This is a genomic window from Rhizomicrobium electricum, assembly GCF_011762045.1.
In the GTDB taxonomy this organism is placed as follows: Bacteria; Pseudomonadota; Alphaproteobacteria; order Micropepsales; family Micropepsaceae; genus Rhizomicrobium; species Rhizomicrobium electricum.
In genome coordinates this window covers 178,346-196,756 of the sequence record NZ_JAASQS010000003.1, presented here as the reverse complement: position 1 = coordinate 196,756, position 18,411 = coordinate 178,346, and the positions used below count along the sequence as shown (strand labels likewise).

Genomic DNA, 18,411 nt, shown 5'->3' with positions numbered 1-18,411 from the left:
ATGAGACGCTGGCTGGACGCGAAGTCCCCCAATTTCGCCGCCGAATTCGACGCGCTCCTGACCATGAAGCGCGAGACCGACGACGACGTGTCCACGTCGGTGCGGGCGATCATCGCCGACGTGCGGGGGCGCGGTGACGAAGCCCTGGTCGAGCTTTCCAACAAATTCGACCGCGCCAGTCTCTCGGTCGAGACCTTGCGCCTGACGCCCGGCGAGATCGCCGCCGCCGCGTCCGCCTGCAAGCCGGAAACGCTGAAGGCGCTCGACGTCGCCGCCAAGCGCATCGAGGATTATCACCGCCGCCAGCTTCCCGCCGATGCCTCGTATACCGATGCCACCGGCGCGCGCCTCGGCTGGCGTTTCACCCCGCTCGACAGCGTCGGCCTCTACGTTCCCGGCGGTACCGCCAGCTATCCGAGTTCGGTCTTGATGAACGCGATCCCGGCCGCGGTGGCGGGGGTCAAGCGCCTCGTCATGGTCACGCCCGCGTCGGGCGGCGCCATCAATCCGCTCTCCATCGAAGCGGCCCGCCGCGCCGGCGTCACCGAGATTTATCGCATCGGCGGCGCCCAGGCCGTGGCGGCGCTGGCCTACGGCACCAAGACCATCGCGCCCGTCGACAAGATCGTCGGCCCCGGCAATGCCTATGTCGCCGCTGCCAAGCGCGAAGTGTTCGGACATGTCGGCATCGATTCCGTCGCCGGCCCGTCGGAAATCCTCGTCATCGCCGATGCGGACAACGATCCCGAATGGATCGCCGCCGATCTGCTGTCGCAGGCCGAGCACGACCGCGTCGCCCAGGCGATCCTCATCACCGACAACGCCGATTTCGCGCACCATGTCGACGCCGCCGTGACCCGCAAGCTGGCGCTGTTGCCGCGCAAGGACATCGCCACCGCGTCGTGGAACGATTACGGCGCCATCGTGGTGGTGGACGCGCTCGCCGATGCCGCACCGCTGGCCAATCGCATCGCCGCCGAGCATCTCGAACTCGCCGTCGCCGATCCCGACGCCTATCTGCCGTTCATCCGGCATGCCGGCGCGATCTTCCTCGGCCGTCACACGCCCGAGGCGATGGGCGACTACATTGCGGGCCCCAATCACGTTCTGCCGACTGCCCGCACGGCGCGTTTCTCGTCGGGATTGTCGGTGCTGGATTTCGTCAAGCGTTCGACGCTTCTGTCGCTCAGCCCCGCATCGATTGCGGCGCTCGGGCCGGATGCCATCGCCCTTGCCGAAGCCGAAGGACTGGACGCGCACGCCCGCTCGGTTGCGGCACGGCTGAACCAGAAGACTTAAATGGCCGTAGATCCGCAGTTCCGGCTTGTCGGCGTGAGCCTGGAAGAGAAATCCTCCGAAGGCCACGGCCGCGAGGTGGAACACGAGCGCCAGATCGCGCTCTACGATCTGCTGGAATCGAATTTCTTCCGTCCCATCGGCTCGCCCGGCGGGCCGTACAACCTGCTCATCAGCCTCGACGCCAACCGGCTGACCTTCACCATTTATCTCCTCAACGAGGAGCGCCACGGCACGCTGATGCTGTCGCTGACGCCGTTTCGCAAGGTCATCAAGGACTATTTCGAAGTCTGCGACAGCTATTTCAAGGCGATCCCTAACCAGCCGCAGAACTGCATCGAGGCTCTCGACATGGGCCGCCGCGGCCTCCACGACGAAGGCGCCCACATCCTGATGGAGCGCTTCAGCGGCAAGATCGACATCGACTTCGACACCGCCCGCCGCCTCTTCACCCTCATCTGCGTGCTGCATTTGAAGGGGTAGTTCCCTCTACCCCTAGGGGGAGAGGGCGCAAAATCTTGCACTTAGCCGAGTGCGCACTGCGGTGAAGCCGTCGCGATCCGAGGCTAAGCGCTAGATTTTGCGGGTGAGGGGGGCACTTCGGCGCTCGATTTTTGTCACGCGGAGCCGCGGAGGGATGGTGCGCGATTTACCCCATCTGTCATCCCCGGCTGAGCAAGCGTAAGCGCAGCGAAGGGAAGGGGACCCAGGTCGAGACAATGGCACGCTGGCGAAGATAAGCCATCGCTCATTCTTCATCACTGGAGTGGTTCAGGCTCCTGGGTTCCCTTCCCCTCGCATGGCGCTACGCGCCCTGGCTCGGCCGGGAATGACAGTTGAGATTTCGCCGCGCCTCCGCGTGGAAATCGCCGTCGGCGCCGTCCCGCCGCTTCACCAACCCTGTCATCCCCGGCTGAGCAAGCGTAAGCGCAGCGAAGGGAAGGGGACCCAGGTATAAAAATCTACTCCAGCCTAGCAGAAAACGCTCTGCCACCGATCCGCCATCACAGATGTGTCCCGACCTGGGTCCCCTTTCCCTCCTCACCTCGCGCTGCGCGCTTCGGCGCGTCGGCCGGGGATGACAGCTATCTGGGCCGCTTTGGTGCGATTACCCCCTCCCACCCCCATTTTTTAGCGATTCCAACCGCTTTTCCGCCCCTTGGGCGGTGGATGAGACCCCGCCGCGACTTGCTTTTGCCGGTTTTCGGTGCATTCTCCCGCCGGATTTTTCCACCAAACCCTAGAGACCGGATGCCCAAAGAAGAACTGCTCGAATTTGAAGGCGTGGTCAGCGAGCTTCTGCCCAACGCGACCTTTCGCGTGAAGCTGCAGAACGGCCACGAGATCATCGCCCACACCGCCGGCAAGATGCGCAAGAACCGCATCCGCGTGCTGACGGGCGATAAGGTCATGGTTGAAATGACGCCGTACGACCTCACCAAAGGCCGTATTACCTACCGCTTCAAATAAGCCAATGGCTCTGATCCTGGCGAGCGAGAGCCCGCGCCGGAAGGCGCTGCTTGCCCAGGCCGGGATCACTCCCGATCTCATCCGCGCCGCCAGCCTCGACGAGACGCCCGTGAAGGACGAGCTGCCGCGCGTTTACGCGCTGCGGCTGGCCGCCGAGAAGGCCGAATCCGTCGCCGCCAAATACCGCGAATCTCATCCCGACGGCGCCTTCGTGCTTGGCGCCGATACCGTGGTGGCCGCCGGACGGCGCATCCTGCCCAAGCCGGAGGAGAATGATGGCGTCCGCGCCTGCCTCAAGCTCCTCGCCGGCCGTCAGCATCAGGTGATGACCGCCGTGGCGCTGATGACGCCGGACGGGACGTTGCGCACGCGTCTCGTGGTGACCCGCGTTGCCTTCCGCCGTCTGACCGCGGCCGAGATCGAGAAATACGTCGATTGCCGCGAAGGCCTCGGCAAAGCCGGCGGCTACGCCATCCAGGGCCGCGCCGAAGTGTTCGTCAGCCGCCTCAACGGTTCCTATTCCAACGTCGTCGGCCTGCCGCTCTGCGAAACCGTGCAACTCCTGCGCGGCAACGGATACGCCGGCTAGTTTTCTGCCCCCGCACCGCTATTTCCTTTTCTCCACTCCGCGCATCCCTTTTCTGCCCCCCGCGGGCACTCCCCCATCTGTCATCCCCGGCCGAACAAGCGTAGCGCAGTGAGGGGCAGGTAGAGACAACGGTAGGCTGCCGAAGATAAGCCCTCGCTCATTCTTCATCACCGGAATTATTCAGGCTCCTGGGTTCCCTTTCCCTCGCATAGCGCTACGCGCCTTGGCTCGGCCGGGAATGACAGATGAGAAAACTCCGCGTCTTGCTCCGCGGCGGCGACTGCGCGATCAGGGCACCCCTACCGCACCTCGATCAGATCCTCGCCTGCTTCGATTGCCGCAATGATCTGCGGCAGCACACCAACGACCGCTTTGATCAGCGCATCGTTCGTCACGTTGCCCAAGCGCAGCCACACCACCGCGGGGCCGCGCTTCGCACGTGTTTTCGCGTTTCCGGACGGAAGGCCGGTGCCCGCTTTTCCTGCAAGCGCCGCGAAATCGGCGTCCTTGGTGATAACGACGGCGCCTTGTTTGGCGGCGTATTTCCAGATGTCGCCATCCTTGGCCGTCAGCAGCCCGCACTCATAGACGTGCAACGCCACGTGTCCGCCGCGGGTCAGCGCCCGCGTCAGTTTCGGCGGCAGTTGCGCATCAATGAGGAATTTCACGTTCTCACGACACGGTGCCCCGTGGCGCCGGCCGCATAGGCCAGCGCCGCGTCGATGTCCGCCCCCTCCAGATACGGATAATCCTTCAGCACCGCCGCTTTGGACATGCCGCTCGCCAGCAGCCCCAGCACGTCGGCGACGCGGATGCGCATGCCGCGAATGCACGGACGCCCGCCGCACACCGCGGGATCGGTGGTGATGCGCTGGGTCTGCCCGGCGTCATAGGGCGCCGGTTCTTCGGCGAAACCGTATTCCTGCGGCCGCGACGAAATCGCCGTCAGCTTGGCGACGGGTTCGTTATCGCGCGCGATAACGATTTCCTCGCCCGCTTCCGCGCGCGCCACGAGCTTCGACAAATTGGTTTTCGCCTCGTGGATTTTGACAACGACCATGCGCGCCTCCTTAGCTAACATATTAGCTAACAAGGACCCGGCTTTCAAGCCGCTGCGACGTGTCTCCGCGTGCGATGCCTCTTTTTTCTGCCCTCCGCGGGCACAAGGTTTTTCACACCGGCACTAAGACCGTGGGGGGAAGTGTCCGGCGGCGCGTAAGCGGCGCTGGACGAGGGGGGCTGATTTTGCGCAAGAACAATCCCCCCTTCGCTTCGCTACGCTCAGCACTTCCCCCCGCGTTCTGAGTGCCAACGCAAAAACCGTCGCGCCCGCGTGGGGCAGAAAAATATGCGTGGTGCAGAAATGAACGACGCTCTCTCTCCGCGTCGTTCACCTGTTCATCATTGTGATGCGTTTCATTCGTCCATCTTGCGGAAATTATTGCGTCTGCGTCGCGCAACTAGGTGCAGAAAAATAGTTTTGTCGAAGGCTTGAACTGTTGGCACCGCATACCCACATCGAAATGCGGTGTTTGACAATGGAGGATGGCCTTCGGCTTCGGCCTATAAAGATCTGCGCAAATACAGGAGTATCGCGCCCGCACGCGCTGCAACATCCATGACCTCGCGAGGACACGTAAGCCCGCGTAAGACCGCTATGGCGGCAGCGGCCGCGTCACAAGGCGAACGGCTCTCGGTGAGCACTCCGTAGAAAGAGACCAATGCGCCTGTCGATCGCCGCCTGAAAACGGCCTCCGGAGGCGGCGGCGGGCTTGAGGCTGAAGGCGGAATTTCTCGATTCCGCCTTTGGTATATGGAGCGCTTCGCCGAAAAGTGGCTTCCCGGTTTTCGGATCACGAAGCGCGACCATAAGCAAACGCTTCGCCGAAGGGCCCCGGCTTTCGTTAGGCGGCAGGGGCAAACCTCCGCTTTTTGCCGTTTATAGAGGTGCCTGCTACAAGTCGGCTCTCCAGATTCGCCCCGGCCGGTTCCATGAATTCCCTCGTCAACGCCTTCGTCCTGACCTACGCCGCGCTGTTTCCGATCATCAATCCGGTCGGCAATGCGCCGATCATCCTGTCGATGACCCGCACGCGCACCGAGCACGAGCGCGCCGTCTTGGCCCGCAACGTGGCGATCGCCAGTTTCTTCCTGCTGGTCACGTCGCTCCTGGTCGGTTCGCATGTGCTGGTGTTCTTCGGCATTTCGCTACCGGTGGTGCGCATCGGCGGCGGCCTGGTGGTGACGGCGTTCGGCTGGCGGATGCTCAATTCAGGCGTCAGCGCCGACGGCCATACCCCCGCCCCCAATCGCGCCGACGAGCCGCTCGATTCCTTCTATCCCTACACCATGCCGCTGACGGTCGGGCCCGGTTCGATGTCGGTGGCGATCACCCTGGGCAGCCAGCGGCCGGCCTATGACAAGCTGTCCGATCTGATGCAGACCGCGGGCGGCGCGTTCGCGGGCATCCTGGCGATCTGCGTTACAATCTTTCTCTGCTATCGTTTTGCCGAGCGCACCGTGCACCGGCTGGGGCCGTCCGGCACCAACGTCCTGGTGCGCCTGATGGCCTTTATCCTGCTCTGCATCGGCATCCAGATCATCTGGCACGGGTGGCAGGGATTGATGGCGCTGCCGCACTGATTGCGGCGGTTCCCGCGCCCTTTTCCCTTGCACTTCCCGGCCAAAGCCCCATAACCCTCGCATGGCTCCGGGCAAGCAGCAGGATATTCTCATCAATGTGAGTGTCGGCGAAGTTCGCGTCGCGGCTGTGGAAAACCGCCGGCTTCAGGCGTTGAGCTGCACGCGGCTGTTGGGCGCCGACGAGCCGGGCGGCGTCGGTTTGATCGGGGACATCGTGCTCGGCCGGGTGGCCCGCGTGGTTCCGGCGGTGCAGGCGGCCTTCGTCGAGATCGGCCACGAGCGCGCCGGTTTTCTCGGCGCCCGCGAATTGCGCTGTCTGTCCGAGAATCCGTCCGAAGACCCGCCGATCGGCGTGGTCCTGCGCGAAGGCGACAAGGTGCTGGTGCAGATCGTCAAGGAGCCGATCGGCGACAAGGGCGCCCGCCTGACCGCCAATGTCACCATTCCGGGACGGCTCTCCGTCTTCACGCCGCTGCAACCGGGCGTCGGTATTTCCCGCCGCATCGAGGACGAGGCCGAGCGCGCCCGTCTGGCCGCCATCGGCGAGAAGCTGTTCGCCTCGGGCGAGCTGAAGGGCGGCTGCATCCTGCGCACCGCAGCGGTCGGCGCCGACGAAGACGAACTGTTCGAAGACCTCATCCGTCTCGAAGAGGAGTGGGGCGAGATTTGTGCCGGCCGCAAGAGCGCCAAGGTCCCCTCGACGCTGCATCGCGATCTCGGTCCGGTCGAGCGGGCGCTGCGCGATATCGTGCACGAAGGCACCCGCTCGATCCTGATCGACGATGCCAGGACTGCCGCCCGCGCCCGCGCCTATTGCCGCGAAGCGATGCCGGATATGGAAGAGCGCATCGCCGTATTTGACGGCCCCGGCCCGCTGTTCGCCGATCTCGAAGCCGACATCGACAGCTTGATGCATCCGCGCGTACCGCTGCCCTGCGGCGGCTGGATCACCGTCGAGGGCACCGAGGCGCTGACCGCCGTCGATGTCAATTCCGGCAGCTTCACCCATGCCGCGGCCGTGGAAGACACCGGCGCGATCGTCAATGTCGAGGCGGCGCGCGAGATTGGGCGTCAGATCCGTTTGCGCGGTATCGGCGGGCTGATCGTCATCGACTTCATTCACATGAAGGAAGCCGAGCACGTTGATACGGTATTGGCCGTCCTCGCCGAAAGTCTGGCGGGCGATGGCGTACCGGTGAATATCGGGCCGGTGACCGCTTTCGGTCTGGTGGAAGTCACCCGCAAGCGTGTGCGCGGTCCGCTCGCTTCGCAAGGCAGCGAGGAGTGCGTCACCTGCGCCGGACGCGGCCGCTTGCGTCGTCCCGAAGCCGTCGCGATGGATGTTCTGCGTCGTATTGAAGAGACTGCGAAGGTCGTACCCGGTGCTGTGATTGAAGTACGCGCGGCGCCCGAAGTCGTGGCATGGTTGGAAGCGCAAGATGCTTTGAATGCGCTCGCCGGCAACGGAATCAGCCGTGTGTCGTTTCAGTCGGAAGAAGGCTTCGTCCGCGAGCGATTTGAGGTTGGAACCCGTGCCCAAGCATAATTCCACAACAAATAAATGTCCGATTTGCAAAAAAGCCACAGTGGCTGAGTACCGGCCGTTTTGCTCCAAGCATTGTGCTGATGTCGATTTAGGCAATTGGCTCAAGGGCGATTACGCCATTCCGTCGGAAGCTCCCGTAACGGAAGAAGAATTTGGCATTCTCGACGAATTGCCGCACCGGGGTAGGGCCAACTGAAGACTCCGAGCTAATATCCCAGCGGGGAAACGTAGCTTATGAGGGAATGCCATGCGCCGCACGGCAGCAGTTGTCTTTGCGTGTTTGTTGCTATCCACGTCCGCGTACGCCAGTGGCTTCGGCCTGCGTGACGCCAGTGCGTCCACTTTAGGCCTTTCGTACGCCGGTAATGCCGCCAACGGCTCGGTACCGACCACGATGGTCTTCAATCCGGCGACGGTGAACGATGTCGAGACATTCGACTTCGCCGTTTCCAATACCGGCCTTCTGCCGCAAACCTCGGGTGACTTCACCGCAACTACAGCGGCTGGCACGCCGGTTTCGGGCAACACTCATCCGGTCGATATCGTCAATACGGCTCTGATCCCGTCGCTCGCGGTACGTTACCGCTTGACGGACAAGATCGCGATGGGCCTTCAGTTCTCGACCCCGTGGGGCATGATCACCGACTACGACAAGTCGGTGACTCGCTATTACGCCACTATGAGCGACGTGAAGTCGGCCAACATGATGGCGATCATAGGTTACCAGCTGACGCCGGAATTCTCGATTGCCGGCGGTCTGCAGGTTCAATACCTCAAGGGCCGTCTGGCCAAAGCGATCGATATTGGCACGATCACCTACGGTTTGTACCATTCCACTCCGCCTCGGTTCCCGAACCTCGGCCAAACCCCTGGCGGCAACGACGGCTTTGTCGAATTGCGCGCGCAGGATTGGGCGACGGGTTGGATCATCGGTGCCGAATGGAAGCCGACTCCGAACCTGACGTTCGGCGCCTCCTATCGCTCGGCGATCTACAATCGGCTGAAGGGCAACGAGTACTTCACGCTCGACGCCGTCGGCCAGGCATTTTCTGCCGGCAGCGGCATGTTCAAGAACGGCGCGGCCTCGGGCAAGCTTCATAACCCGCCAGTCGTGACGCTCGGTGCCAAGTGGGACATCGATTCGCAATGGTCGCTGATGGTCGGCGCCGACTGGACCGGCTGGAGCATCGTGAAGAATCTCACGATCCATTCGGGTAATCCGGCGCAGGGTGACGATGTCACGCTGTTCAATTATCACGACAGCTGGTTCGGTTCGGTGGGCCTGCAATACAAGCCGACCGAGGATTGGCGGCTCAGCATCGGCACGGGCTTCGACGATACTCCGACCGATACGGAGTATCGCACCCCCGGCATTCCGGACGGCGGCCGTTACTGGCTGAGTGCCGGTGTTGGCTATCGGGTGACGCAGAACATAGATCTCGACCTGTCGGTTGCGCGCCTGATCGCCGAGAAGGGCAATATCAAGTTGAGCATGTCTGAGCCGACCAATGCCGCAAGCTACCGCGGCAATCTTACTGGTACCGTCAACATGCGCGTGACGCTGGTTGGTCTCGAGCTGAACTACCACCTCTAGACGCTTGATCCCGCCAGCGGGGTTATCTAAGTAGGAGTACAACCAGTTTGGTCCGACCGGCCTTCGGGCCGGAAGGGTCACTCCGCCGCGGACCCCGCCCCCCGGGAGCCGCGGCGGAAGTGCTTTGGGGGATTCGCTTATTGCATTATTGATCCGCCGATTTGGTCCGCCCCGGCTGTCCGGCCTGCCGGAGGGGGGCGCGGCGAAGTGCTTAGGCAAATTGGCTTCTTCGACTGGACAGGACGGCGCTCCTTGCCTAAAAGACGCCTCCCCACTGTGCCCAGGTAGCTCAGATGGTAGAGCAGCGGATTGAAAATCCGCGTGTCGGTGGTTCGATTCCGCCCCTGGGCACCATTAGTTCTTCCCGCCATCATTCGCAGAAGCTTGCCCAAGGTCATTAAGACCTTGAAGGACATTCATTTTTATGTCCGTTGGCGCTCGTAATGGTTCGCGGTATGTTCTTCCAGGCCGTCGTGTTTGTTGCTCCATTTGCTGGAAGCGGGGCCGGTATCCGCGCGGGTGAAGGCGAAGCCTACCATCACCGCACCGCGGATTATATCCAGGTGCGCCGCAAACCACATTCTTCGATCCTATCAACTATCACCGCACGATGTTTTGCGAGCTTGGCCACCGGATGGGCCATAGTTCGTGTCTTGCCCGCTATTTTGCCAATCGCCGCGGAAGCGAAGGCTATGCCTGCGAAGAATTGACGGCGGAAATAGCAGGTGCCTTTCTCTGTGCCAGCCAACCCATCAAATCCACCGTGCGCTACGCCGACTATATCGGCACCTGGCTAGCCGTACTGCGCAACGTGCCTCTTCCAGGCGTAGCCGCGATTGGCGTCGTTTGTTAAGTGCAGAAACGATATCGACATGCAGCCGTGCGCAGCAATTGGCTGTTGGTATGGATAGGCTCAAGCCGTCGGATTTTGTTTGGGGCGAAAACGGCAAGTCAAAACTTCTGCATGTATCGGCTGCCTGAGTAGATTCCGAATCTTGCACCGACCGGCGTTGAGTAGCCTCTAGTACACTGTCAAGTTTTGTAGCGGAGATCTTGACCACGCCGGCGACGGCCGCCGCAGCGTGCCGCGTCGATTGGGGCCAATGGGAACAATCGCATGATCGCAACCTGTCTACTCAAGGTCGGCGTAGGCGTTGGTGTTCTGAATTTTCTCGCAATTCTGCTTCATACCGAAATGTGGGGCGAGGCGACGGTGAATACGCACTGGTATGGGATTAGCCTCATCGCGACGTTTCCCGTTGGTTTGTTTTGTGCGTGGGAATTGTGCAATCGCCTGGCTATCGCGAAATGGATGCGGGAATAATTCACCGCCTTTCGCCCCGCGTGGATCAGCGAGGCTTGCTATAAGGTGAGCCGGCGGCGGTTTTTCGGGTTGGTTTCCAAGAGGTCATAACGCGTTGATCATCTTCGGGTTGGCCGAAGGTGTGATTGTCTTAGCTCTGAAATGACCGATTAATATGATCCGGTTATCACGGCGAGCGGTTGCTTCGGAGGCGCCCATCACGGGAGGCTGGCGGGCGTCACTGGCGTGGGATTCGACGGCGCTCCTGTCGTAGTAACCTTGGCCGTCTTGCCATTTGCGTCGCGCCGCTTTGGTGGCGCGCGGACCGCGCTGTCTGGAGTGTCTTGCCAGCCCATGTATTGTTGCACGGTCGCGTAACCCCGTTGGGCAAGCCCCGGATCCGATCCATGAGGGGCGAGCATCCAAACGGCGGCGAATGCGAGCGCTACGCGGAATATCAATTTGAACATTGGCGATCTACTCTTTCTGGAACGTACGGACAGGAGGACGCTCCGCGTCGGCTTACTTCGAGTAACCATCGATCTCTGTCTTTCGGCGATATCGACTCCATACTTCCGATCAGAATGTTTCTGACAACATCCAGGCCCGACAGGACCGTCCACCACGCGCCGGCTGGAACGCCGTGACTGTTGCGATAGATAAGGCCCGGAAAATTCGCCGTTACAACGATATCCGTCTCTTTGGGCCGGGGCCGCTCTCCGATCTGCTCCGTCTCACGGTCCTGCCAGCGCTGAAATTCTTCCAGGATGAGCTTGAGCGCGGTTGGAGGTCCCTCCGCCAGCATTGGAAAGGCGATGAAAATGCGATCGGTCGACCAGAGGTATTCCAGAACTTCGGCTGCTTCGTTGCGCAACCACGATTGGTGACCGTTCGCAGCGCCTGGAGCCGGCAGCGCGGCGATATCGATATGCTGCGTCTTGTGGCCACCCGATTGCGCACCTTGGGTATATGCCGCGCAAAGGTCGGCACAGTAGCGCTCCCTCATTGGATCGGTGTGGCCGTTTATGACGAGTATGCGTTTCGCCGGTAGAAGAGGCGTGCGCCAAGTCGAACGGAGATATGACCGGTCGCCGAACATCACGCAGCCCCCGCGATTCTGTCGTAGGGGCGGATCTCGCTTTGGCGCGAAGCCCGGATCGGTCGCACGTTGGCGGCGTTTTCCCCAGCGGCAGCGCGGGGCTCGCCGCCCAAGCGCGTGGCGACAGGAAGCCGGATAACGTCCGGCTCTTCGTGGTCGATGGTTTCCTTAGCGTCGTAGCGTTCCTGACCGCGAAGAAACAGGGCCGCGCCGTGGCCGATGCGACAACCGCGAATGAAGATCTGCTGCTTTCTTGATATCCGAACCGAAAGGGAAAAGCCTGATGCGCTTTTCAAAAGATCGTTTATAGCAACGGCCAACGGGATGGCGTCGGGTCCATTGAGACATTGTCGAAGGAGGGCGCTCCCGCCGCCATAGCTGAGCGCTTGTTGCGACCTGGACCGAAGCACGACGACGGATTCGGGAAGCGATTCCAGGATCGAATCCCGGAAATGACGTGCTGTCTGCGATCGGCGTAGCACAGCCTGTACGCGCTCCCGATAATTGCCACGGCGCGCCCGTTCGATGATCGCCCAGACACTGCACCCGACGGCAAGCACGAGCGACGTTACCACGGCTGCGGCAATGCCGAACATGCCGAAAGGATGGCCGGTAAGTTGCTCGAATTGTGAGTTCAGCATCGCGCATAGACTTTTGAGTGCGATGACGATGGTGGTAATGAGGACAAACAGAGTATGCATGGCGAGACCTTCTCGCCCCCTACAACAATACATCTATGCTTGTGTATGGCCGGCGGGCAGGTCCGGATTATACTTATTGCTGCGAGAGCGGCGCGGAAACATCTTCATCTCTCAAGCTGCGAACGGCGGTAATGACTGGGTAGATTCCGAAGCTTCACGTCCGATGTAAAAAGGAACAATTTCTGAAGACGCCGACGTTGTGGCACGAGTGCATACGCGAAGCCCCGGTGCGGTCTTGTCGGCTGCACAGGCTTTGTCCTTGCCGGGACAGGTGACGCGGAAAAGTTTTCGCCGACCCTCGTACGGGAACGTGCATTCCCACTATGTCGACCTGAGTCAATTCACCATCAACGATTGGAAATCCGCAATGACCGACCACGCACGAGAGAATGGGACCATGGATGGGCGCTTGGGGGCGCTGCGTTCGGAGCTCGAAACATTGGAGACCGACATGAAGGTGCTTGTCGGTGACGTTGAAGGTATCGTAGATAGTCGAGTGCACCACGCGATCCGCAAGGCCGAAGATGTTGCGCATGGTGCTTATCGTCTCGCGGAGGAATCCGTAGCCCATGTTGCCAACGACGTGAAGGATTGGACCGACGGCAATCTCGCTACAGTACGAAGGTCGGTACGGGCCAGACCGCTTTCGCTGCTCGCCCTGTCGCTCGGCACCGGAGCACTGGTTGGCGCGATTTTTAGTATCGCCCGACGGCGGTCGCCACGTACTCCATTGTGAGGCCGTCCATTGAGACAAACAGCAAAGCTGATTTCCCTTGCGACCGCGGTTCCGGAGCACGTCCTTCGTCAGGACGATGTTGCGGATGCCGCACGGGAAATGTTCGGTAAGCGATATGAGGCTTTCGACCGTATGGCTCCGGTATTTCTCACAGCCGGAATTCGCAAGCGCCATGCCGCACGCCCGATCGATTGGTATTCCAAACCGCATGGTTGGAAGGAAAGAACCGCGACCTATCTCGAAGTTGCGCGCGGTCTTTTTGTCGATGCCGCGAACAAGGCGCTTGATGCGGCACAGCTTACGGCGGCCGAGGTCGATGTCGTGGTCACGGTGTCCTCCACCGGTATCGCTACTCCGAGCCTTGAAGCGCGTGCCGCCCAGGAGATGGGATTTCGCGACGACATCCAGCGTGTCCCGATATTCGGTCTGGGATGTGCGGGCGGCGTTTCCGGCTTCGCCATAGCGGCGCGTCTTGCCAAGGCGCAGCCGGGGGCCAATGTCCTCTTGGTCGTGGTGGAGCTTTGCACGCTCGCATTTCGCCTGGACCAGCTCAGCAAGGCGGGCATCGTTGCGTGCGCCCTGTTTGGGGACGGAGCGGCGGCCTGTGTCTTGCGGGCCGGAGAAGGTGGCCTCGCGGAAGTGGAAGCCGCCGGCGAGCACACCTGGCCCAACACGCTTGATATCATGGGCTGGGATCTGGACGGGCAGGGCTTCGAAGTCATTTTTGCCCAGGCGATCCCGTCGTTTGCCGAAGCCAATATGGGGCCGGCGGTTGCAGGAATTCTCCAACGCGCCGGGTTACGGATGGACGAGGTGGACCGCTTTATTTGCCACCCCGGCGGCACGAAAGTCATCGTTGCACTGGAAAGGGCATTGGATATCCCCCAGGGTGGGCTTGACCACGAACGCGAGGTGCTTCGCGAGTACGGAAATATGTCGGCGCCGACGGCGCTGTTTGTGCTCGATCGCACCTTGCGTGCGGGCCTGCCGTCGCGCTCCGTAATGACGGCCATGGGACCGGGGTTCAGTGCGAGCTGCGTCGCGCTGAAGAGAGCGGCTTGATCGCGGCAATCGTCCTGCTTGGCTTCGTCACCGTGGAACGGCTGGCGGAGCTGTTGCTCGCGAAACGTAATACGACCCAGTTGCTCGGTCGCGGCGCCATCGAATTCGCGGCGGCGCATTATCCCCTCATCGTCGTGTTTCATGCGGTGTGGCTCGCCGGGTTATGGCTGCTCGCCTGGGATCGCCCGCTGCAATGGGCATGGCTGGTGTTTTTCGCTGTGCTCCAGGTTCTGCGCATCTGGGTGCTGGCCACTCTGGGCGAACGCTGGACCACCCGCATCATCGTCCTGCCGGGCGTCTCGCTAGTGAACAGAGGTCCCTACCGCTTCCTGAAGCACCCCAACTATGTCGTCGTCATCGGCGAGATCGCAGTTTTGCCGCTTGTTTTCGATCTGCCGTTGTATGCCTTGGCGTTTTCGATCTTGAACGGCATAGTCCTCTTTATCCGTGTCACCGCGGAAAGCGCCGCCCTCAAAGGAGCGTCCAATACTCCACAGCGACGAGGATAAGGTTCCGCTCGCCACCTGGGCCGGCTTTGCCATGATGTGCGTCGGCATGTTCATGGCGATCCTCGATGTGCAGGTGGTAGCCACCTCGCTGCCGACCATCCAGGGCGCCCTCGGCATTGCACGCGACAAGATCAGCTGGATACAGACTGCCTATCTTATAGCCGAAGTCATCGCGATTCCGCTCACGGGCTTCCTGACGCGCCTCTTGACGATGCGATGGCTGTTCGTCGTCACGATCTCGGTTTTCACCGCGGCGTCCATCGGATGTGCCGCCAGTACCAGCTTTTCCATGCTGATGGTGTGGCGTGTGGTGCAAGGCTTCTCGGGAGGAACACTGATCCCGGCAGTGTTTACGGCCGTGTTTCTGCTGTTTCCGCCGCGCCTGCAAGGGATCGCCACGACGATCGGCGGCGTTCTGGCGGTGCTGGCGCCCACCGTCGGGCCGATCGTCGGCGGTTGGATAACCGAAACCTACACGTGGCATTGGTTGTTCCTCATCAACGTCGTGCCGGGGATTGGAGCGGCGTTGGGGGCCGTGTGGTTGTTGCCGGTGGAAAAGCCGATGCTGGGCGAAGCACGCTCGCTCGACGTCGTGTCGATCGCCGGCATGGCCGTCGCATTGGCGGCGTTGGAAATCGCTCTGAAAGAGGCACCCGACCGTGGCTGGCTGTCTCCCACGGTTATCGGCCTGCTGATCGTCTCGGTCGTCGCCGGCGTCGCATTTGCTCGCCGCACGCTCGGCCGCCGCAGACCGGTCGTCGAGCTTCGCACATTGACCGATCCGATGTTCGCGGTAGGCAGCTTGCTCAGCTTCGTGCTGGGTATCGGCTTGTTCGGTTCCGTGTATATGATGCCGGTGTTCCTCGGCTTTGCGCGGGGTCACGAGGCACTCGAAATCGGCGAGATCATGCTGGTAACGGGTATCGCGCAACTCGCGACGGCGCCGCTCGCTGTCGCTCTCGAACGGCGTATGGGGGCTCGCTTGCTGACGACGGCAGGCTTTGCGCTCTTCGCGATCGGATTAGGCCTGAGCGCATTCCAGACGCCCGAGACGGACTTCGCAGGCATGTTCTGGCCCCAGGTCATCCGCGGCGTAGCGATCATGTTCTGTCTGCTGCCGCCGACGCGACTGGCGCTTGGCCACCTCGACGCCGCTGCCGTTCCGGATGCCAGCGGTCTCTTCAACCTCATGCGCAATCTCGGCGGCGCTATCGGCATTGCGCTGATCGATAGCATCATTTACGGCCGCGCGCCGGGACATGCACAGGCCATTGTCCATCGCCTGATGGCTGGCGATGTCGCGACAGCGAAGTTTGTCGGTATTCCGCTGAGGTTGTTTGCCGAGCGGGCGCCTGGCCCGATCGATGCCGTCACCCAGAGCATCCTCGAACCCATGGTCAACCGCGCCGCGTTCGTTGCTGCAATGAATGACGCCTGGGCCGTGGTTGCTATTTTGACCCTTGCTGCGCTTCTCAGTATCCCGTTCGCGCGGCAAAGGAAGAGGTCGTCACGACCTTAAAGGGGAGAAAAGATAGGATGCACGGCCGCTGTACTGCCGTGCCCATATCGCGAACTCCAGAAGGGAGCGCCACCGTTCCAGGCAACCAACGACAGTTGTGGTTCCGCGGCGCTGTTCTCGTCGGTACGACTATTCGCGTTCGGGTGTCATCTGGCTCAGAAGCTCGACCTTCCTTTTTGACAGCCGGGCGCCCAGCTTCTTCAGGTCGAGGTCAGTCTTTCGAATCTCGGGGAAGAGTTCTCCTTCTTCTTCCTTCACGTGATGCTTGATTTGTTCGCCCAGAACCTTGACCTTGGCGTCGTAGAGCGGCTCGTCAGGCTCCATGGCCTCGATTTCTGCGATCAGGATCTTTGCACTTGCGTGTTCGACGGTGGCTTCGTCCAGCAGATCCGTATCTTTTGTGGCTTTACGTGCAGCGGGATAGAAAATTTCTTCTTCGATCTGAGCGTGGATCTTGAGAGCCATGCAGATTTTGTCTGCGAGCGCCTGCTTTTCGCTCTTTGATTCGAGCTCCTCGTACTCGTCGAACTGGGTCTTGACCTCGGCATGGTCATTTTCGAGAAGAACGATGGCGTCGATGCTCTCCGGCTTATCTGTCGAGGTATCGGTCTTTGTGGTGGATTTTGTTGTCATGGGTTCTCCTGCGAGTATCAACGAGTGCGCATTTTGCGCGGGAATATCGATGTGGTTTGACCAGTGCAGCACACACTAACGCTGGCAAGTGTGAGCTCCTGCATTCCTAGTCTATGGCTTTGCCAAGTTTCCTCGGAGCGTCGGAATATACTCAGGAGTTCGGTTCCTCCTTGCGGCGCAACGATTGCGGGCCGTTACGTCCGTCGTACCATGCGGGCTATAAGGAAGCCGATAATCAGTCCTGCCGCTGCGCCGATAAGTGCGATGTGCAGCACAAATCCGATCAGCTTGAAGACGACGAAAGCCACCAGCGCGACGATCAACGCCGCGACAATTTCTAGAATGCGCATTGGATGACTTCCGTCCTTGCAGGAGTTGCTACGGGTGCCGGCTGACTACAACGTCTTCAGTGCAAGCATGTTTCCCGTTCCGGCCGAGATCCGTGCAAAAAGTGCACGGATCTCGTACATATTCCGCTGCGTCGGACGCGGGCTGGGTTTAGCGGCCCAGATCGATGACAGCACGCCGGTTCTGCGGTTCCCGCACGCCCGGACCAGTCGGAACGAGCGGGTCCTGGAAGCCTCGGCCGCTTAGGCCGATCGCGGTTCCGTCAAGGCCTTCACGCACCATTTCATCCTTCACCGACTGGGCGCGCTGCAAAGACAGCGACATATTGTACTTGTCCGAACCGACCGTATCGGTGTGGCCGACGATTTGTACTTTGACAAAGCCGTTCGTCTTGGCTGCCCTGACGGCATCGGAAACGATGTTCCTGGCGGCTTCCGTGAGGTCCGCCTTATTGAAGTCGAAGAAGACAATGTAGGTCGTGACCGGCGGTGGTGCGACCGGCATCGGCGGAGGTGGGGGCGGCGGAGGCGGTGGAGGTGGTGGCGGAGGAGGAGCGGACGTCGGCTGATCGATGTACCAGCGCAAGCTCAGCATCGCGTTGTGGGACGCCACGTTCACCCGGTGTCCGGGATCAAAGTTTTCCAACCCACTGGTTGTGATATAGCGATAGTCCATCTGCAGGTCGACCGCGCTGCTCAGCTTGTAGGTAACGCCGCCGATGCCTTGCCACGTGAGCCCCCCGGATTTGATCCCGGCGCCGCCAAGGTCCAGCTTGGTCCAGTTCCAACCGCCGCCGCCGCCCACGGTGAGGTACCAGCGGTCCGAGATCGGCATGTCGTATAGCAGATTTCCCATGGCCGTGAATTGCCGGACGTTGACGTCGGACAAAGGTAACTTCACGCCGGCGAGCTTCAGCGATCCGAGATCGGGATCGGTGTAGCCGCCTTCGACTTCGAACCGGAAGTGATTGCTCCAAGCATAACCGATTGTGCCGATGCCGCGCCATGTGTTCTTCGGCTGTGCTCGATCGGCAAGAATGGGCTGGCCGTTGACCGTGACGAAAGCCGTGGTGGGGAATTTAATGGCCTGCGGCATGCTGTAAGCACCGCCAATTCCGATATACCAGCCGGTATCGGCGGCTGAAGCCGAATTTGCGAGCCCGAGCAGTGCTGCGCCCGCTAATGCCAAAGTGCGGATTCTCATGTTGGTCTTTCTATCTTTCTGGAACCGATCGGAAGCTGTGTTCTTGCCGATGGTAAGCCAGCGCTGTCCGGCGGGGTGTTTGCGGTACTTACGAGGTGCGAGAGGTAGGCTCATGCGGGCAAGCACGACAGGCTCGGAATGTACTCAGGCGCGATGTCGC

22 protein-coding genes, 1 tRNA gene and 1 pseudogene are annotated in these 18,411 nt (G+C 61.2%); 16 read left to right on the top strand and 8 right to left on the bottom strand.

The features are described from left to right. The 4 genes from hisD (at nucleotide 1) to FHS84_RS06615 (ending at nucleotide 3,355) form a co-directional block, all read left to right on the top strand. Nucleotides 1-1,299 (top strand): histidinol dehydrogenase, encoded by a 1,299-nt coding sequence (gene hisD, locus FHS84_RS06630; RefSeq protein WP_166932175.1) that lies wholly within the window; start codon nucleotides 1-3, stop codon nucleotides 1,297-1,299. After that, a complete protein-coding gene (locus FHS84_RS06625; protein ID WP_166932173.1) occupies nucleotides 1,300-1,779 on the top strand; it encodes a UPF0262 family protein in 480 nt (159 codons plus the stop codon). It abuts the gene before it with no gap. Nucleotides 1,780-2,547: 768 nt separating this feature from the next. Further along, nucleotides 2,548-2,766 carry a translation initiation factor IF-1 gene (infA, locus tag FHS84_RS06620; protein WP_166932171.1) on the top strand — a complete coding sequence of 73 codons (219 nt, stop codon included), beginning with the start codon at nucleotides 2,548-2,550 and terminating at the stop codon, nucleotides 2,764-2,766. A 4-nt stretch (nucleotides 2,767-2,770) separates the two neighbouring features. After that, entirely contained in the window at nucleotides 2,771-3,355 is a 585-nt protein-coding gene (locus FHS84_RS06615; RefSeq protein WP_166932169.1) for a Maf family protein, read from the top strand. A 299-nt stretch (nucleotides 3,356-3,654) separates the two neighbouring features. On the opposite strand, the gene FHS84_RS06610 is transcribed toward FHS84_RS06615, so the two are convergent. The 3 genes and pseudogenes from FHS84_RS06610 to FHS84_RS23040 all read right to left on the bottom strand — a co-directional run. Further along, a complete protein-coding gene (locus tag FHS84_RS06610; RefSeq protein WP_166932167.1) occupies nucleotides 3,655-4,023 on the bottom strand; it encodes a DUF5615 family PIN-like protein in 369 nt (122 codons plus the stop codon). After that, nucleotides 4,020-4,223, bottom strand: a complete 204-nt coding sequence (locus tag FHS84_RS23045; protein WP_344469309.1) for a DUF433 domain-containing protein — start codon at nucleotides 4,221-4,223, stop codon at nucleotides 4,020-4,022. Before FHS84_RS23045 ends, FHS84_RS06610 begins: the two co-directional genes overlap by 4 nt. A gap of 78 nt (nucleotides 4,224-4,301) precedes the next feature. Next, nucleotides 4,302-4,415: pseudogene (locus FHS84_RS23040) on the bottom strand (type II toxin-antitoxin system Phd/YefM family antitoxin); the annotation flags it as partial. A gap of 932 nt (nucleotides 4,416-5,347) precedes the next feature. On the opposite strand from FHS84_RS23040, the gene FHS84_RS06595 reads away from it, so the two are divergent. The 8 genes from FHS84_RS06595 to FHS84_RS06560 all read left to right on the top strand — a co-directional run bounded on the left by FHS84_RS06595 (nucleotide 5,348) and on the right by FHS84_RS06560 (nucleotide 10,462). Continuing rightward, nucleotides 5,348-5,998, top strand: coding sequence for a MarC family protein (locus FHS84_RS06595; protein WP_166932165.1), 651 nt, complete (start codon nucleotides 5,348-5,350; stop codon nucleotides 5,996-5,998). A gap of 61 nt (nucleotides 5,999-6,059) precedes the next feature. Further along, nucleotides 6,060-7,544, top strand: a complete 1,485-nt coding sequence (locus FHS84_RS06590) for an Rne/Rng family ribonuclease (protein ID WP_166932163.1) — start codon at nucleotides 6,060-6,062, stop codon at nucleotides 7,542-7,544. Then, on the top strand, nucleotides 7,447-7,740 hold the full coding sequence (locus FHS84_RS23035; protein WP_166932161.1) for a DNA gyrase inhibitor YacG: 294 nt from the start codon (nucleotides 7,447-7,449) through the stop codon (nucleotides 7,738-7,740). Before FHS84_RS06590 ends, FHS84_RS23035 begins: the two co-directional genes overlap by 98 nt. Before the next feature lie 87 nt (nucleotides 7,741-7,827). Continuing rightward, nucleotides 7,828-9,138 (top strand): OmpP1/FadL family transporter, encoded by a 1,311-nt coding sequence (locus FHS84_RS06580; protein WP_166932159.1) that lies wholly within the window; start codon nucleotides 7,828-7,830, stop codon nucleotides 9,136-9,138. A gap of 278 nt (nucleotides 9,139-9,416) precedes the next feature. Beyond that, nucleotides 9,417-9,492: transfer RNA gene (locus FHS84_RS06575), tRNA-Phe, on the top strand. Nucleotides 9,493-9,593: 101 nt separating this feature from the next. Further along, the gene (locus FHS84_RS06570) at nucleotides 9,594-9,848 is read left to right on the top strand and encodes a hypothetical protein (RefSeq protein WP_166932157.1); all 255 of its coding nucleotides are present in this window, start codon (nucleotides 9,594-9,596) and stop codon (nucleotides 9,846-9,848) included. Next, entirely contained in the window at nucleotides 9,749-9,991 is a 243-nt protein-coding gene (locus FHS84_RS23030; RefSeq protein ID WP_166932787.1) for a zincin-like metallopeptidase domain-containing protein, read from the top strand. The genes FHS84_RS06570 and FHS84_RS23030 overlap by 100 nt, the downstream gene beginning before the upstream one ends. A gap of 264 nt (nucleotides 9,992-10,255) precedes the next feature. Then, nucleotides 10,256-10,462 (top strand): hypothetical protein, encoded by a 207-nt coding sequence (locus FHS84_RS06560; protein WP_166932155.1) that lies wholly within the window; start codon nucleotides 10,256-10,258, stop codon nucleotides 10,460-10,462. Between the two features lie 436 nt (nucleotides 10,463-10,898). Here FHS84_RS06560 and FHS84_RS06555 read toward each other — a convergent pair whose 3' ends face one another. Then, the gene (locus FHS84_RS06555) at nucleotides 10,899-11,540 is read right to left on the bottom strand and encodes an NAD(P)H-dependent oxidoreductase (RefSeq protein ID WP_166932152.1); all 642 of its coding nucleotides are present in this window, start codon (nucleotides 11,538-11,540) and stop codon (nucleotides 10,899-10,901) included. Next, nucleotides 11,540-12,241 (bottom strand): hypothetical protein, encoded by a 702-nt coding sequence (locus FHS84_RS06550; protein ID WP_166932150.1) that lies wholly within the window; start codon nucleotides 12,239-12,241, stop codon nucleotides 11,540-11,542. The genes FHS84_RS06555 and FHS84_RS06550 overlap by 1 nt, the downstream gene beginning before the upstream one ends. 367 nt (nucleotides 12,242-12,608) lie before the next feature. On the opposite strand from FHS84_RS06550, the gene FHS84_RS06545 reads away from it, so the two are divergent. Genes FHS84_RS06545 through FHS84_RS06530 form a run of 4 tightly spaced genes read left to right on the top strand, consistent with a single transcriptional unit; the run spans nucleotide 12,609 to nucleotide 16,067 of the window. Continuing rightward, nucleotides 12,609-12,977 (top strand): hypothetical protein, encoded by a 369-nt coding sequence (locus tag FHS84_RS06545; RefSeq protein ID WP_166932148.1) that lies wholly within the window; start codon nucleotides 12,609-12,611, stop codon nucleotides 12,975-12,977. Nucleotides 12,978-12,986: 9 nt separating this feature from the next. Beyond that, a complete protein-coding gene (locus FHS84_RS06540; protein WP_166932145.1) occupies nucleotides 12,987-14,039 on the top strand; it encodes a type III polyketide synthase in 1,053 nt (350 codons plus the stop codon). Next, nucleotides 14,036-14,548, top strand: a complete 513-nt coding sequence (locus tag FHS84_RS06535; protein WP_166932142.1) for an isoprenylcysteine carboxyl methyltransferase family protein — start codon at nucleotides 14,036-14,038, stop codon at nucleotides 14,546-14,548. Before FHS84_RS06540 ends, FHS84_RS06535 begins: the two co-directional genes overlap by 4 nt. Nucleotides 14,549-14,579: 31 nt before the next feature. Then, a complete protein-coding gene (locus tag FHS84_RS06530; RefSeq protein WP_166932140.1) occupies nucleotides 14,580-16,067 on the top strand; it encodes a DHA2 family efflux MFS transporter permease subunit in 1,488 nt (495 codons plus the stop codon). Between the two features lie 129 nt (nucleotides 16,068-16,196). Here FHS84_RS06530 and FHS84_RS06525 read toward each other — a convergent pair whose 3' ends face one another. From FHS84_RS06525 to FHS84_RS06515, 3 genes are all read right to left on the bottom strand, one after another. Further along, nucleotides 16,197-16,700 (bottom strand): hemerythrin domain-containing protein, encoded by a 504-nt coding sequence (locus FHS84_RS06525; RefSeq protein WP_166932137.1) that lies wholly within the window; start codon nucleotides 16,698-16,700, stop codon nucleotides 16,197-16,199. 194 nt (nucleotides 16,701-16,894) lie between these two features. Continuing rightward, nucleotides 16,895-17,050, bottom strand: a complete 156-nt coding sequence (locus tag FHS84_RS06520) for a DUF4175 domain-containing protein (RefSeq protein ID WP_166932135.1) — start codon at nucleotides 17,048-17,050, stop codon at nucleotides 16,895-16,897. Between the two features lie 148 nt (nucleotides 17,051-17,198). Next, complete coding sequence (locus tag FHS84_RS06515) at nucleotides 17,199-18,365, bottom strand: OmpA family protein (protein ID WP_166932133.1); 1,167 nt, start codon at nucleotides 18,363-18,365, stop codon at nucleotides 17,199-17,201. Nucleotides 18,366-18,411 lie beyond the last annotated feature (46 nt).

Bases quoted from the DNA above. Each gene is read 5' to 3' on its own strand.
- hisD (WP_166932175.1), top strand. From the start codon at position 1: ATGAGACGCTGGCTGGACGCGAAGTCCCCCAATTTCGCCGCCGAATTC.
- FHS84_RS06625 (WP_166932173.1), top strand. From the start codon at position 1,300: ATGGCCGTAGATCCGCAGTTCCGGCTTGTCGGCGTGAGCCTGGAAGAG.
- infA (WP_166932171.1), top strand. From the start codon at position 2,548: ATGCCCAAAGAAGAACTGCTCGAATTTGAAGGCGTGGTCAGCGAGCTT.
- FHS84_RS06615 (WP_166932169.1), top strand. From the start codon at position 2,771: ATGGCTCTGATCCTGGCGAGCGAGAGCCCGCGCCGGAAGGCGCTGCTT.
- FHS84_RS06595 (WP_166932165.1), top strand. From the start codon at position 5,348: ATGAATTCCCTCGTCAACGCCTTCGTCCTGACCTACGCCGCGCTGTTT.
- FHS84_RS06590 (WP_166932163.1), top strand. From the start codon at position 6,060: ATGGCTCCGGGCAAGCAGCAGGATATTCTCATCAATGTGAGTGTCGGC.
- FHS84_RS23035 (WP_166932161.1), top strand. From the start codon at position 7,447: ATGCGCTCGCCGGCAACGGAATCAGCCGTGTGTCGTTTCAGTCGGAAG.
- FHS84_RS06570 (WP_166932157.1), top strand. From the start codon at position 9,594: ATGTTCTTCCAGGCCGTCGTGTTTGTTGCTCCATTTGCTGGAAGCGGG.
- FHS84_RS23030 (WP_166932787.1), top strand. From the start codon at position 9,749: ATGTTTTGCGAGCTTGGCCACCGGATGGGCCATAGTTCGTGTCTTGCC.
- FHS84_RS06560 (WP_166932155.1), top strand. From the start codon at position 10,256: ATGATCGCAACCTGTCTACTCAAGGTCGGCGTAGGCGTTGGTGTTCTG.
- FHS84_RS06555 (WP_166932152.1), bottom strand. From the start codon at position 11,540: ATGTTCGGCGACCGGTCATATCTCCGTTCGACTTGGCGCACGCCTCTT.
- FHS84_RS06550 (WP_166932150.1), bottom strand. From the start codon at position 12,241: ATGCATACTCTGTTTGTCCTCATTACCACCATCGTCATCGCACTCAAA.
- FHS84_RS06545 (WP_166932148.1), top strand. From the start codon at position 12,609: ATGACCGACCACGCACGAGAGAATGGGACCATGGATGGGCGCTTGGGG.
- FHS84_RS06530 (WP_166932140.1), top strand. From the start codon at position 14,580: ATGATGTGCGTCGGCATGTTCATGGCGATCCTCGATGTGCAGGTGGTA.
- FHS84_RS06525 (WP_166932137.1), bottom strand. From the start codon at position 16,700: ATGACAACAAAATCCACCACAAAGACCGATACCTCGACAGATAAGCCG.
- FHS84_RS06520 (WP_166932135.1), bottom strand. From the start codon at position 17,050: ATGCGCATTCTAGAAATTGTCGCGGCGTTGATCGTCGCGCTGGTGGCT.
- FHS84_RS06515 (WP_166932133.1), bottom strand. From the start codon at position 18,365: ATGAGCCTACCTCTCGCACCTCGTAAGTACCGCAAACACCCCGCCGGA.